General features: G+C 74.6%; 13 protein-coding genes. 5 read left to right on the top strand and 8 right to left on the bottom strand.

Annotated features, from left to right (window positions below):
* Window positions 1–101: 101 nt before the first annotated feature.
* From C1I92_RS11045 to C1I92_RS11035, 3 genes are all read left to right on the top strand, one after another.
* Window positions 102–1,223: a baeRF11 domain-containing protein gene (locus C1I92_RS11045; RefSeq protein WP_111254712.1), complete on the top strand. Its 1,122-nt coding sequence runs from the start codon at window positions 102–104 to the stop codon at window positions 1,221–1,223.
* Window positions 1,224–2,174 (top strand): calcium/sodium antiporter, encoded by a 951-nt coding sequence (locus tag C1I92_RS11040; RefSeq protein WP_111254711.1) that lies wholly within the window; start codon window positions 1,224–1,226, stop codon window positions 2,172–2,174.
* A gap of 93 nt (window positions 2,175–2,267) precedes the next feature.
* The gene (locus tag C1I92_RS11035; RefSeq protein WP_111254710.1) at window positions 2,268–2,846 is read left to right on the top strand and encodes a dihydrofolate reductase family protein; all 579 of its coding nucleotides are present in this window, start codon (window positions 2,268–2,270) and stop codon (window positions 2,844–2,846) included.
* Here C1I92_RS11035 and C1I92_RS11030 read toward each other — a convergent pair.
* Window positions 2,836–3,534, bottom strand: coding sequence for a helix-turn-helix domain-containing protein (locus C1I92_RS11030; protein ID WP_199521135.1), 699 nt, complete (start codon window positions 3,532–3,534; stop codon window positions 2,836–2,838). The two genes, C1I92_RS11035 and C1I92_RS11030, sit on opposite strands and share 11 nt — an antisense overlap.
* A 158-nt stretch (window positions 3,535–3,692) precedes the next feature.
* On the opposite strand from C1I92_RS11030, the gene C1I92_RS34395 reads away from it, so the two are divergent.
* The gene (locus C1I92_RS34395; RefSeq protein WP_199521134.1) at window positions 3,693–6,473 is read left to right on the top strand and encodes a lamin tail domain-containing protein; all 2,781 of its coding nucleotides are present in this window, start codon (window positions 3,693–3,695) and stop codon (window positions 6,471–6,473) included.
* 202 nt (window positions 6,474–6,675) lie between these two features.
* Here the strand turns inward: C1I92_RS34395 and C1I92_RS11010 are convergent, their stop codons facing one another.
* A complete protein-coding gene (locus C1I92_RS11010) occupies window positions 6,676–7,467 on the bottom strand; it encodes a class I SAM-dependent methyltransferase (RefSeq protein WP_111254709.1) in 792 nt (263 codons plus the stop codon).
* Window positions 7,468–7,517: 50 nt separating this feature from the next.
* On the opposite strand from C1I92_RS11010, the gene C1I92_RS11005 reads away from it, so the two are divergent.
* On the top strand, window positions 7,518–8,087 hold the full coding sequence (locus tag C1I92_RS11005) for a TetR/AcrR family transcriptional regulator (RefSeq protein ID WP_111254708.1): 570 nt from the start codon (window positions 7,518–7,520) through the stop codon (window positions 8,085–8,087).
* A gap of 8 nt (window positions 8,088–8,095) precedes the next feature.
* On the opposite strand, the gene C1I92_RS34390 is transcribed toward C1I92_RS11005, so the two are convergent.
* The 6 genes from C1I92_RS34390 to C1I92_RS10975 all read right to left on the bottom strand — a co-directional run bounded on the left by C1I92_RS34390 (window position 8,096) and on the right by C1I92_RS10975 (window position 13,168).
* Window positions 8,096–8,833: an SRPBCC domain-containing protein gene (locus tag C1I92_RS34390; protein ID WP_111254707.1), complete on the bottom strand. Its 738-nt coding sequence runs from the start codon at window positions 8,831–8,833 to the stop codon at window positions 8,096–8,098.
* Window positions 8,830–9,165 carry an ArsR/SmtB family transcription factor gene (locus C1I92_RS10995; RefSeq protein ID WP_111254706.1) on the bottom strand — a complete coding sequence of 112 codons (336 nt, stop codon included), beginning with the start codon at window positions 9,163–9,165 and terminating at the stop codon, window positions 8,830–8,832. Before C1I92_RS10995 ends, C1I92_RS34390 begins: the two co-directional genes overlap by 4 nt.
* Before the next feature lie 26 nt (window positions 9,166–9,191).
* A complete protein-coding gene (gene mftG / locus C1I92_RS10990; protein WP_111254705.1) occupies window positions 9,192–10,679 on the bottom strand; it encodes a mycofactocin dehydrogenase MftG in 1,488 nt (495 codons plus the stop codon).
* A gap of 3 nt (window positions 10,680–10,682) precedes the next feature.
* Window positions 10,683–11,033 carry a VOC family protein gene (locus tag C1I92_RS10985; protein WP_111254704.1) on the bottom strand — a complete coding sequence of 117 codons (351 nt, stop codon included), beginning with the start codon at window positions 11,031–11,033 and terminating at the stop codon, window positions 10,683–10,685.
* A gap of 63 nt (window positions 11,034–11,096) precedes the next feature.
* The gene (locus C1I92_RS10980) at window positions 11,097–12,350 is read right to left on the bottom strand and encodes a sugar ABC transporter permease (RefSeq protein WP_111254703.1); all 1,254 of its coding nucleotides are present in this window, start codon (window positions 12,348–12,350) and stop codon (window positions 11,097–11,099) included.
* On the bottom strand, window positions 12,347–13,168 hold the full coding sequence (locus tag C1I92_RS10975) for an ATP-binding cassette domain-containing protein (protein ID WP_111254749.1): 822 nt from the start codon (window positions 13,166–13,168) through the stop codon (window positions 12,347–12,349). The genes C1I92_RS10980 and C1I92_RS10975 overlap by 4 nt, the downstream gene beginning before the upstream one ends.
* Between the last annotated feature and the right edge of the window lie 13 nt (window positions 13,169–13,181).

Below are 13,181 nucleotides of genomic sequence, written 5' to 3'. Positions count from 1 at the left end.
CGTCTCTCCGATACTCAACCGATCGGCTTATAAACCAATAGGTTGAGTATCGATGCGACGACGGCCTGCGTCAACCGCCCGTGCTGTGGGACGGTGGAGGGATGACGCTCCACACCGACATCCCGGCTCGGGCCCAGCTCGAGCGGCTGATCGGGGCACGCGATCCGGTCAGCGTCTCGCTCTACGTCCCGACGAGCCCGGTCACCCAGCAGGCGCAGGCCGCGCGGATCGAGCTGAAGAACCTGGCCGCCGAGGCGACCCGGCAATTGGAGGCAGCGGGCGCGGACCGCGCCGCGGCCGCCGACGTCCGCGAGTCGCTGCACGACCTCGTCGAGGACGACGACTTCTGGGCCGAGCAGGCCCGCAGTCTGGCGGTGTTCGCCGCGCCCGGCGGCGTGACGGTGTTCCGGCTGCCGAACGAGCTGACCAGCGTCGTCGAGGTGGGTGACCGGTTCTACGTGAAGCCGCTGCTGCGCGCCGTCACGTTCCCGCAGGCGGCGTTCGTCCTGGCGCTCGCGGCGGGCTCGGTGCGGCTGGTCGAGGTCACCGGCGACGGCCCGCCGTTCACCGTCGACGTGCCCGGGCTGCCGTCCGACGCCGCGTCGGCGGCGGGCAAGTCGTCGCTGGCCGACCGGGCGCCGGTGGGCCGGATCCAGGGCTCTGAGGGGCAGAAGGTCCGGCTGCGGCAGTACGCGCGCAAGGTCGACCAGGCGCTGCGCGGCGTGCTCACCGGCCTGGAACTTCCGCTGATCCTGGCCGCCACCGAGCCGCTGGACGCGATCTACCGCTCGGTGAACAGCTACCCGCACCTGGCCGGACCGGGGATCGCCGGCAGCCCGGAGGGCGCCACCGACGACGAGCTGGCGGATCTGGCCCGGCCGGTCCTCGACGAGGTCTACGCGGGGCAGCTCGCCCGGTTCCGCGACCTGTTCGAGGTGCGGAGCGCGCAGGGCCGCGCGTCCACCGACCTCGCGAGCATCGCCCGTGCCGCGACCTACGGCGTCGTCGACACGCTGCTCGTCGACATCGACGAGAAGGTGCCCGGCTTCGTCGACGCGGAGTCCGGCGCGGTGACGTTCGCCGACGACGACGCCGCCAGCTACGGCGTCGTCGACGAGATCGCCCGGCGGACGCTGCTGGCCGGCGGCCGGGTGCTGGCCGTGCGCGCCGCCGACGTGCCGGAGGGCGGGCCGGTCGCGGCGGTGTTCCGGTACGCGTTCTGAGTGTCCAGCGCCCTGCTGATCGCCGTCGGTCTCGCCGGTCTGCTGGGCGGGGCCGAGCTGCTGGTGCGCGGCGGGACCGGGCTGGCGCTGCGGCTGGGGATCGCGCCGATCGTCGTCGGGGTGACGGTGGTGGCGATCGGCACCAGCCTGCCGGAGCTGGCCGTCGGCATCGACGCCGCCCGCCAGGGCAGCGCCGGGCTGGCGGTCGGCAACATCGTCGGCACGAACCTGGTCAACCTGCTGCTGATCCTCGGCCTGAGCGCGCTGCTCAGCCCGATCGCGCTCGACTCGCGCACGGTGCGGCTGGACCTGCCGCTGATGGCGGCGGCCGCGGTGCTGCTGCTGGTCCTCGCGCTCGACGGCGCCTTCGGCACACTGGACGGCCTGCTGTTCGTGGTCTTCGCCGTCGGCTACACGGTGGCGGTGCTGCGGGTCAGCCGCCGCGAGCCGGTCGCCGTCCGGGCCGGGTACGACGCCGCCTACCGGCCGGGTCGGTCCTGGCGCGATGTCGCGAGTCTGGTCGTGGGCATCGCGATCATCGTCGTCGGCGCCACGATGCTGGTGGACGGCTCGGTCGACGTCGCCCGCTCGCTCGGCGTGAGCGACGCCGTCATCGGGCTGACGATCATCGCCATCGGCACGTCGGCGCCCGAGCTGGTCACCACCGTCGTCTCGACGGTCCGCGGCAACCGCGACATCGCGCTGGGCAACCTGCTGGGCTCCAGCGTCTACAACATCGCCGCCATCCTCGGGGTGACGATCCTGGTGGCGCCGGGGGACGTCGAGGTGCCCGACGAGGTCCTCGGCGGCGACCTGCTGCTGATGGTCGCGGTGGCGCTGGCCTGCGTGCCGGTGTTCCTGACCGGCCGCCGGATCAGCCGGCTCGAGGGCGGGTTGTTCGTCGCGGCGTACGGCGGCTATCTCGGCTCGCTGCTCGTCACCCAGACGTGACGGACGGCGGTGTCGTTTCCGTCCAAGACGGCGACGGCGGCAAGGGCTAGCGTGGCCGCCAAGCAGACAGTCCGATCCGAGGGGAACAGCACCATGCGCGATCTGGTCTACACCGGCTTCATGTCGCTCGACGGCGTCGTGGACTCGCCCGGCGGCGGGCCGGGGGAGGAGCACCGCAGCGGCGGGTGGGTCTTCAAGGACCTGGAGTTCGTGCCCGAGGCCTGGACGCTCAAGGCCGAGGAGCTGGCCGACACGACGGCGCTGATGTTCGGCCGCCGCAGCTACGAGTCGTTCGCCGCGGTCTGGCCGGACTCGGAGGACCACGCCGACTACAAGGAGCTGCCGAAGTACGTCGTGTCGACGACGCTGGCCGAGGACGCGCTGGTCGGCGGCTGGGGGCCGACGACGATCCTGCGCTCCACCGAGGACGTCGCCGCGCTGAAGCAAACCGAGGGCGGCGCGATCTTCATCCACGGCAGCGCAGACCTGGCCCGGCGGCTGGCCGACGCGGACCTGATCGACCAGTACAACCTGCTGGTCTTCCCGGTGCTGCTCGGCGCCGGGGCGAGCGCGTTCAGTCATTCGGACAACCCGAAGCGGGTGCTGAGCCTGCGCGAGTCGGAGAGCTACTCCAACGGAATCCTCAAGCTGATCTACGACGTCAAGCGCTGACGTCGAGGGCGATCGCGCCGCCGGCGCCGTCGCGCAGCTGCCCGGCGGTGCGCCCGACGTACGTGCGCAGGGCGCGGGCCAGGTGCGGCTCGTCGAAGTAGCCGAGCTTGGCCACGACGGTGTCCGCGGCGGCGCCGGCGGCCAGCAGGCCGGCCGCCGTCCGGGCCCGCTCGATCTGCCGGACGGCGCCGCGGGTCAGCCCGGTCGCCGCGCGGAACCGGCGCTCCACGGTGCGCCCGGAGACGTCGGCCGGTGTGCCTCGCAGCACCTGCGCGACGAGCGGGTCGCGGACCACGATCCCGGCCCTGACCAGCCGTTCGACCAGCGCCTCGGCGTCGTCCGGGCCCGGCGTCTCCCAGCGGGAGCCGTCCAGCCGGAACGTCCGGCGGGTGCTGTCGGGTAGCTCCACGCCGCCGTCGACCAGCATGGCCGCGGGCATGGCCCGAAGCGACGTGCCGATGGCGAAGTCGATGCCGACGAACGTCGCGTCCTCGGGTACCGGCGCGGTGCCGGTCCTGGTCTCCGGGCCGGTGACGCTCGTGTACGCCCGGCCGTCCTGGACCCAGAACACCAGCCCCCAGCGCACGCAGGCGACCGACGTCATCTCGGTGACGGGTCCGCTCGTGCAGGTCCAGACGGTGTCGACCCACGGCGAGCCGGACTCCCGCGCCTCGATCCGCAGCCTCACGGCCGCAGGATACGCCGCGGCGGCCGGCTACCCGCGAGAGCGCGGTGCGAACCCGAGTTCGCCCGGCGTTCATCCGTTCTTCCGGATCCGGTTGTTTCGTCCCTCTTTGCTGTCCGGGGCGGCTGGGGGCCGCCGTCATCGACGAGGGGGAACAGCGCATGAGCGTGCGCAGAGCGCATTGGGTCGTCGCGGCCGTGCTGGCGGCCGCGGGGCTGGTCCCGCCGGCGACGGCCACCGCGAGCACCGAGGCCGCCGGCGTCGTCGTCAACGAGGTGTCGCAGCGGGTCAACCCGGACTGGGTGGAGCTCTACAACGCCGGCGACGCGCCGGTCGACCTGTCCGGCTGGACGCTCCAGGACGACCAGGACCGCGGCCCGGAGTCATACGTGTTCCCGGCCGGCACGGTGCTCGCGCCCGGCTGGTACCTGGTGGTCGACGCGGCGGAGGGCGAGACACCCGGCTTCGAGTTCGGGCTCGGCGCGGCCGACGCGGTCCGGCTCTCCGACGCCGGCGGCGCGCTGGTCGACAGCCTCGCGTGGACCGAGCACGCGGCGACGACGTACGGCCGATGCCCGGACGGCGCCGACACGGTCCGCCAGACCGGCGCGCCGACCCGCGGCGAGGCCAACGACTGCACGTCGCCGGCCCGGATCAACGAGGTCGCCGCCGGGTTCGTCGAGCTGGCCAACCCGAGCGCCGCGCCGGTCGAGCTGGGCGAGCACGTCGTGCGTGCCGCCGGCGCCGACGACGGCTACGCGCTCCCGGCCGGCCCGCTGGCGCCGGGCGAGCTGCTGCTGATCGACGCCGACGACCTGGGCTTCGCGCCCGACGAGGCCGACGGCGTCGAGCTGGTCGACGGCGCCGGCGCGGTCGCCGACGCCCACGGCTGGGACGACCTGCCGTCGCCGAGCACCGGACGCTGCCCGGACGGCACCGGCGCGTTCGCGGTGACCGCGTCGGCCACGCCGGGCGCGGCCAACGACTGCGTGCCGACGGCCGGCCAGGACGCCGTCAAGGTCAACGAGGTCGAGTCCAGCGAGGGCGACCCGGGCGACTGGGTCGAGCTGGTCAACACCGGGGCCGAGGCCGTCGACGTGTCCGGCTGGCTGGTCCGCGACAACGACGACACCCGGTTCTCCACCATCCCGGCCGGCATCGTGATCCAGCCCGGCGGCTTCTACGTGCACGAGGAGACGGCGCTGGGCTTCGGCCTCGGCGGCGCCGACGCGGCCCGGCTCTACACGCCGAACGGCACCCTGGCCGACTCCTACACCTGGTCCGAGCACGCCCCGACGACATACGGGCGCTGCCCCGACGGCGCCGGCGAGTTCGCGACGACCACCTCGTCGACGAAGGGCGCGGCGAACGACTGCGGCCCGGCGGTGCGGATCAACGAGATCGAGTCCAGTGGCGGCGACCCGGGCGACTGGGTCGAGCTGGCCAACCCCAGCGCCGCCGACGTCGACATCGCCGGCTTCCAGGTCCGCGACGATGACGACACGCACGTGTGGACCGCGCCCGCGGGGACCGTCGTCCCGGCCGGCGGGCACCTCGTCGTCGAGGAGACCGAGCTCGGCTTCGGGCTCGGCGGCGGCGATGCCGTCCGGCTCTCCGGCGCCGACGGAGCGCAGCTGGACTCCTACACCTGGACCGAGCATGCGCGGACCACCTACGGGCGCTGCCCGGACGGCGCCGGCGCGTTCGCCGTCACCGTCGCGCCGACGAAGGGCGCGGCGAACTCCTGCGCCGGCGACCCGGACGCGCCGGCGCCGTGGCCCGGCGGCCCGGACGTCAGCACCGTCGACCGGGCCGACGACTTCGACGGCGACCTCAGCGGCCTGGACTACGCCGACGGCGTGCTCTGGGCGGTCGACAACGGCCGCGGCCTGTTGCACCGGCTGGAGTGGGACGGCGCCGTCTGGACGAACACCGCCGAGGACGGCTGGGCCGAGGGCAAGCAACTGCGCTACCCCGGCGGCGTCGGCACCCCTGACAGCGAGGGCGTGACCGTGACCGGCGACGGCTCGATCGTCGTCGGCACCGAGCGCGACAACGACGCCGACGACGTCAGCCTGCTGAGCCTGCTGCGCTACGACGTCACCGGCGCCGACGCGAGCCTGACCGCGACGACGGAGTGGGACCTCACCGCGGACCTGCCGCCGACCGGCGCGAACGCCGGCATCGAGGCGGTCGAGTGGGTGCCCGACGAGGCGCTCGTCGACCTGGGCTTCTCCGACGCGTCCACCGGCGCCGCGTACGACCCGGACGGCTACCCGGCGCACGGCGGCGGCGTGTACTTCGTCGGCGTCGAGGGCACCGGCCTCGTCCACGCCTATCTGCTGTCCGACGACGGTGACGCGCACCGGCTCGCGACGCTCGACCCGGAGCTGGCCGGCGTCATGGCGCTGGACTTCGACCTCGCCACCGGCACGCTCTGGGTGGTCTGCGACAACGGCTGCGACGGCACCTCCTCGCTGCTCGAGGTCGGCGACGACGGCGCGTTCGCGGTGATGGGGCAGGTCGCACGGCCGGAGGGCATGGCGAACCTCAACAGCGAGGGCTTCGCGATCACGCCGGTGGAGCAGTGCGCCGTCGGCGTCCGGCCGGTCTACTGGGCCGACGACGACGACACCGACGGCCACTCGCTGTGGGCCGGCACGCTGCCCTGCCCGGACGACCCGGAGCAGCCCGGCGGCGAGGACGGGACCGATGACGGTTCCGACGCGGGCACGGACGACGGGACGGACGACGGTGGCGCCGACGACGGCGGGGCCGGCGGCACTGAGTCCGGCGGCGACGACGGGACCGGCGACGGCGGCGAGGAACTGCCCGACACCGGCGCCGGCAGCGGCCTGCTGGTCGTCGGGGCGCTGCTCACGCTGGCCGGGCTGACCGTCGCGGTGGCCGGTCGGCGGCGGCGCGGGCTCGGCCTGAGCTGAACGGCGGACCTCCGGACCACCGTCCTCCCCGGGACGGTGGTCCGGGGCCGCGGTCCGGGCCGTGATCCGCAGCCGGCCCGGGCCGCCGTGGCGCGCCGACGCCGCACTTGGCACGCTGTAGGTGACCAGTCGTGCCCGGAATGCCGCATGTGTGGAGCACTGCGGTATGCCAAGGCCGGCACCGGTGCGGCTCGGGCGGCCGTCAGTCGCGCCGCGCGACGACGACGACCGTCGTGTACGTCATGGTGAACGCGCCGCCCAGCCGGTCGATCGCGGCGCCGATCCCGGCCAGCAGCGTGGCCTGCTCCTGGTCCGGCAGGCGTGCGTACCCGCCCTGCGTCGGCAGCTGGTCCAGCCACTCGTCCCGGGTGTACGGCCGCTCCCACTCGTATCGCCACTGCGCCGGCTCGCCGAAGCCGCCGGCCGTGCGCACCCCGTCGGCCGCGGCGGCCGCCAGCTGCGCGTAGCCGTCGATGGCCGGCGCCGACCACAGCCGCGCGAGCGGCCCGGTCAGCTCGCGATGCACCGCAGCGAACGCCGCGGCCACCTCCGGCGCGGCGTCGAACACGTTCCAGAACAGCGCCAGCAGCCCGCCGGGCCGCAGCACGCGCGCCGCCTGGGCCGCACCGGCGACCGGATCGACCCAGTGCCAGGTCTGGCCGGACACGACCGCGTCGAAGGTCCGCCCGGCCGGCGCCCAGTCCTCGAAGCGCGCGACCTCGGCGGCGAACCCGTCGCGGCGGGCGGCCGCGACCATCCGCTCGTCCGGGTCGACGCCGAGCACGTGGCAGCCTGCGGCGCGGAACTGGCGGGCGGCGATGCCGGTGCCGATGCCGACGTCGAGCAGGTCCGGCCCGGGCGCGGCGGCGAGGATCCGCTCGACCATCGCCGCGGGGTAGCCGGGTCGGGCCCGGTCGTAGCGGCGCGTGTCGGAGCCGAACGACTCGGCGACGTCGCGCTGCCGATGCGGCTCGCCGGAGGCTAGAGTGGGCATGCGCCCACTCTAAGTGGGCAAGCGCCCATTCAGCAACGGGGAGAGAACACATGCCGACCGGGATCGCCCTCGGCGACGCGCGCGACCGGCTGTTCGCGGCCGCCGAGCGGCTGCTGGTCAGCGCCGGGCCGGGCGCGCTGACCAGCCGTGCCGTCACCGACGAGGCCGGCGTCGCGAAGGGCGTGCTGCACCGGCACTTCGCCGACTTCGACGCGTTCCTCGCCGAGCTGGTGCTGGACCGGATCGCCCGGGTCCAGGCGCGTGCCGCCGCCCTGCGGCCCGGCGAGGGCACTGTCGCCGGCACCCTCACGACCGCACTCACCGAGCTGTTCGACCCGGTCGGGACGGCCGTCGTCGGCCTGGTCATCGCGCGCGACGGGCTGCGCGCGCGGCTGCGGGCGGCCGGCTCGACCGGGCTGCCGCTGATGAGCGAGGCCGCCGCCGGGCTGGCCGGCTACCTGGTCGCCGAGCGCGACCTCGGCCGGCTGCCCGCGGGCGCCGACGTCGACGCGCTGGCGGCGACGCTGATCGGCGCGGTGCACCTGCAGGTCGCCGGCGCGGACCGGGCGCCGGCCGACGCCGACGCCGTCCGCCAGGTCGTCGCGACGGTGCTCGGCTGACCGGCCGATCAGCCGGTCAGCGTCACCCGCCACGGCCGGACGGTCACGGTGAACAGCCCGTCACGGACGCTGGCGTCGTCCTCGGTGGCGAGCCGGACGATGTCGGCCAGCCGGTCCGCGCCCGGCAGCCGCAGCACCGTCATGCCCTCGCCGGCGGCGTCGCCCAGCGGACCGGCCGCGACGAGCTGCCCGGCGGCCCGGCGGCGGTCGAGGAACGCGACGTGCTCGGCGAAGCGCGGGTCGGCGAAGACCGAGCCGGCCGCCTCGTCGGCCGCGCGGTGCAGCAGCAGCGCCCACGTCTCGCCGCCGGCCCGGGCGACCTCGTCGCCGAAACGGCCGAGGACGCCGGGCCAGCCCTGGTCGTACTCGGCGCGGGCCGCGGCCGGGTCCGCGTACGACTCCCAGCCGCTGTGCCGCAAGGTGACCAGGGTGCGGCCGTCGTCCGTGCCGGTGAAGCTGACCGAGACCAGTCCGGCGCCGGCGGCGGGCCGGCCCGGATGCCAGCTGAACGCGACCAGCCCGGGCGGCTCCCACCGCGTGACCGTCCCCCAGACCGACTCCTCGCCGGCGGTGGAGCGCTCCACGAGGACGCCGTCCTCGAACCCGACCGACGCCGCCGACTCGCCGTAGACGCCGTGCCTGGCCAGCGGCCACCAGCGGCCGACGCCGGCGGTGAACACGTCGAACGCCACCGCCGGGGCGGCGTCGACCAGGATCTCGCGGCGGATCTCGGGCACGCGGCTCATCGGTCGTTCTCCTCCGGTTCGGACGTGGCGCGGGCGACCTCGGCGGCGTAGGCGTCCAGGGCGACGTCCCAGGTGCGCACCAGCCACTGCTGCACCGCGGCGAGGCCGTCCGGCGCCAGCGCGTAGAGGTTGCGGGTGCCGGCGCTGCGGTGCTCGATCAGCCCGGCGCCGCTGAGCACTCGCAGGTGCTTGCTCACGGCGGGCCGGCCGACCGGCAGGCGCTCGGCCAGTTTGCCGACGGGCGTCGGGCCGTCGCGCAGCAGCTCCAGGATGCGCCGCCGCACGGGCTCGCCGAGGGCGTCGAACGCCGCATCCGCCGATTGGTTACTCATGGGCAACGGTTACTCTAGAGCAACCATTAGCCTTCTGTCGAGATGAGCGCCGCCAGCCGCTCCCCGGCCATGACGGCGGTCGCGGCCGGCCCGCACGACGGCACCGCCGGGAAGATCGACGTGTCCGCGACCCGCAGGCCGGTGACGCCGTGCACGCGGCCGTGCTGGTCGACGACGCCGTCCGGGCCCATCGCGCAGCCGCCGCTGAGGTGGATCGCCGTGCCGACGTGCCGGCGCAGCCAGTCGTCGTCGTCCGGCGGCGCGGAGTGCGCCGCGACCAGCGGCCGGAACGCCGTCGTCGCGAGCAGCTCGACCGCCACCCCGACGCCGTGCCGCAGCCGGGCCCGGTCGTCGGGAGTGGCGAGGAAGTTCTGCGAGATCCGCGGCGGCACCGCCGGGTCGGCCGAGACCAGCTCGACGGCGCCGCGGCTGGTCTCCTGCTGCAGCGCGACCCGCAGCGCCAGGTCGTCGCCGGCGCCCGGGACGACGGCGCCGAGCGGCCGCGTCCATGCCAGGATCTCCAGATCGCCCGGGTACGGCGACCCGGGCGCGGTGAACGCCAGCCGGCCCTGCAGCGGCAGCGCGGCCGTCCGTTCCAGCGCGGCGCCGGCCGGCCGGTAGACGACGGTGATCTCCGGGTGGTCGCTGGTGCCGCGGCCGACGCCGGGCGCGTCCACGACCACCGGCACCCCGAGCGCCGTCAGGTGGGCCGCCGGGCCGACGCCGGACACCATCAGCAGCTGCGGCGACGCCACCGCGCCGGCGGCCAGGATGACCTCGCCGGCTCGCACCTCCGTCAGGCGCCCACCGGACGAGACGACGACACCGGTCGCCCGCGTGCCCGCGAACAGCACGCGCCGCACGACCGCGTCGCCGCGCACCGTCAGGTTCGGCCGCGCCCGCACCGCCGGCGTCAGGTACGTGGCCGCGGTGCTGTGCCTGCGGCCGCCGGCGACCGTCAGCGGGACCGGCCCGTAGCCGGGCGGCCCGCCGTCGTTCGCGTCCGGCTGCGCGGGGAACCCGAGCTCGGCGCAGGCCGCGTAGAACGCATCGGTCACCGGGTGCGGCGCGGCGTCGCGCCGGACGGGGACCGGCCCGCCGCGCCCGTGCCCGGGCCGGTCGCCGTAGTCGCCGTCGTCCTCCAGGGCGGCGAAGAACGGGCGCACCTCGTCCCACGACCACAGCGGGTTGCCCAGCGCCGCCCACCGGTCGAAGTCGGCCGGCGCGCCGCGGACGAAGTAGCCGCCGTTCACCGCCGTCGACCCGCCCACGACCCGCCCGCGCGGCACCATCGCCGTCGCGTCCGGCGTGAGCCGGGCCGGGAACGCCCAGGCCAGCGGGTGGCCGGGCGCCGCCGCGGGCAGCGTGTACGGGTCCAGCAGCTCCGCCGGCGCGACGTCCGGTCCGGCCTCCAGCAGCAGCACCCGCCGGTCCGGGCGCTCGCTGAGCCGGGCCGCGAGCGGCGCGCCGGTCGCGCCCGCGCCGACAACGATGACGTCGAAGAGCTCGGTCACATCTCAGCCGTCGGCGAGCGGGGCGCCGCCGTAGCCGATCTCGTTGCCGTCGGGGTCGCGGTAGGTGATCTTGCGGACGCCGTTGCCGTAGGTCTCGCGCAGCGCGGGCTCGATGCCGCGTGCCGCGATGCCGTCGACCAGCGCGTCCAGATCGTCGACGAACACAGTGATGTGGGTGTGGCCGGCGTGCTCGGGCGCCTGGTGCACGGCGACGTAGCGGTGCTCGGCCAGCTCCCACACCACCTCGGTGTCGTGTGCCTGGAACGCGAACGGCCCGCCGAAGAGCTTCTGGTACCACGCTGTCGCAGTGTCGAAGTCGGTGACCGGGACGACGGGGAACAGATCGAGGGGCATGCGCGCGATGGTAGCGAGCCGGCCGCCCGGCGGCGGTTGCAGTCAGCCGCCGGGCGGCCGGGGTCAACCTCGCCCGCTGCTGGCGCGGGCGCGCCGGGCGATCGCGTCGATCGACACCGCGAGCAACAGCACCGCGCCGGTGACGATGTAGCGGACCGACGAGTCGACGCCGATGCGGTTGAGGCCGCTGTTGATCGCCGTCAGCACCAGCACGCCCAGCAGCGCCGAGTACGCCGACCCGCGTCCGCCGAACAGGCTCACGCCGCCGATGACGGCCGCCGCGATCGCCGTCAGGTTGACGTCGTTGGAGCCGCTGGCCTGCGACACCGACGTCAGCCGGGCGAGGAACATCAGGCCGCCGGTCGCGGCCAGCAGGCCGGTCAGCGAGAACGCCGAGATGTAGATCAGGTTGACGTTGATGCCGGAGCGGCGGGCCGCCTCGACGTTGCCGCCGACGGCGTACAGGTGCCGGCCCCAGGTGGTCTTGCGCAGCACCAGGTCCATCAGCACGACCAGCCCGACGAAGAACACGACGGCGAAGCCCCAGCCGCGGTCGATGTTCAGGTAGTAGGTGAGGAAGCCGAGGCCGGCCACCAGCACCGCGGCCTTGACCAGCACCAGCGTCACCGACTGCGCCGGCAGCCCGGCCGCCGTCCGCCGCCGGATCCCGGCGATGCTCACCAGCGCGTACCCCACCGCGACCGCCGCCACGAGGGCGTAGGAGACCGCCGGGCTGAGGAAGTCCTCGCGGGCGAACTGCGCCAGCGCCGACGAGCGCGGCAGGTTGATGGTGCCGGTGTCGCCGAGCACGACGTACTGCAGGCCGACGAAGCCGAGCAGGCCGGCCAGCGTGATGACGAAGCTCGGCACGCCGATCTTGGTGAAGATCAGCCCGTACAGGATGCCGATGGCGGCGCCCGTCCCGGCGCCGGCCAGCAGCCCCAGGACCAGCGGCTGGTCCTGCTGCACCACCAGCACCGCGGTGATCGACGCCGACAGGCCGCTGATCGAGCCGACCGAAAGGTCGATCTCGCCGAGCAGCAGCACCAGCACGATGCCGACCGCGATGATGCCGTACGGCACCGCGTTCAGCGTGATGTTGACCAGGTTGCTCGACGACAGGTACGTGACGTCCTGGAGGTAGAACACCAGGCCGATCACGAACAGCCCGACGACCACCGGCAGCAGGCCGAGGTCGCCGTCGCGGACCCGGCGCCGGAACGCGTCCAGCGCGCCCCGCAGCCCGGTGTCCTGGGCCAGGCGTTCGTCGATCAGGTCGGACCGGGCGGCGGTCTCGTCGACCTGGGTCCTGCTCATGCGGGCCCTCCTGACGCCTCGCGGCGGGCATTGCGTTCGGCCACGACGTTGTCCGACGCGCCGGTGATGGCCGCGACGAGCTGCTCGGTCGTGACGTCGTCGGCGTTGAACTCGGCCTCGTTGCGGCCCAGCCGCAGCACCACGATGCGGTCGGCGACGGCCTGCACGTCGGCCATGTTGTGGCTGACCAGGATCACGCCGAGGCGCTGCTCACGCAGCCGCTCGACGAGGTTGAGCACCTCGGCGGTCTGCGCGACGCCCAGGGCGGCGGTCGGCTCGTCCAGCATGACGACCTTCGGGTTGCCGACCAGGCTGCGGGCGATCGCGACGGTCTGCCGCTGGCCGCCGGAGAGGCTCGCGACCGGGATGCGCACCGTCGGGATCTTCGCGCCCAGCTCGCGCAGCAGCCGCCAGGACTCCTTCTCCATGGCGACCTCGTCCATCCACGTCTTCGCGCCGAGCTCGCTGCCCAGGAACAGGTTCGCGACGACGTCGAGGTTGTCGCAGAGCGCGAGGTCCTGGAAGACCGTCGCGATGCCCAGCGCCTGCGCCGCGCTCGGGCTGTGGACGTGCACCTCGCGGCCGTCGACCCGCATCGAGCCGGAGTCGGCCTGGTACACGCCGGACATGATCTTGACCAGGGTCGACTTGCCCGCGCCGTTGTCGCCGACGAGGGCGACCACCTCGCCGGGGTGGACCCCGAAGTCGACGCCGGCCAGCGCCTGCACGGCGCCGAAGTGCTTGCCGATCCCGGTGAGCTCCAGGACCGGCTGTGTCGTGGCGGCGGCGGAACCGCCTTCGTGTGTGGCGACGCTCATCGGCACCATCTCC

It is taken from the genome of Jiangella anatolica (genome assembly GCF_003236295.1).
GTDB classification, from domain to species: Bacteria; Actinomycetota; Actinomycetes; order Jiangellales; family Jiangellaceae; genus Jiangella; species Jiangella anatolica.
This window is presented reverse-complemented; position numbering and strand designations above follow the sequence as displayed.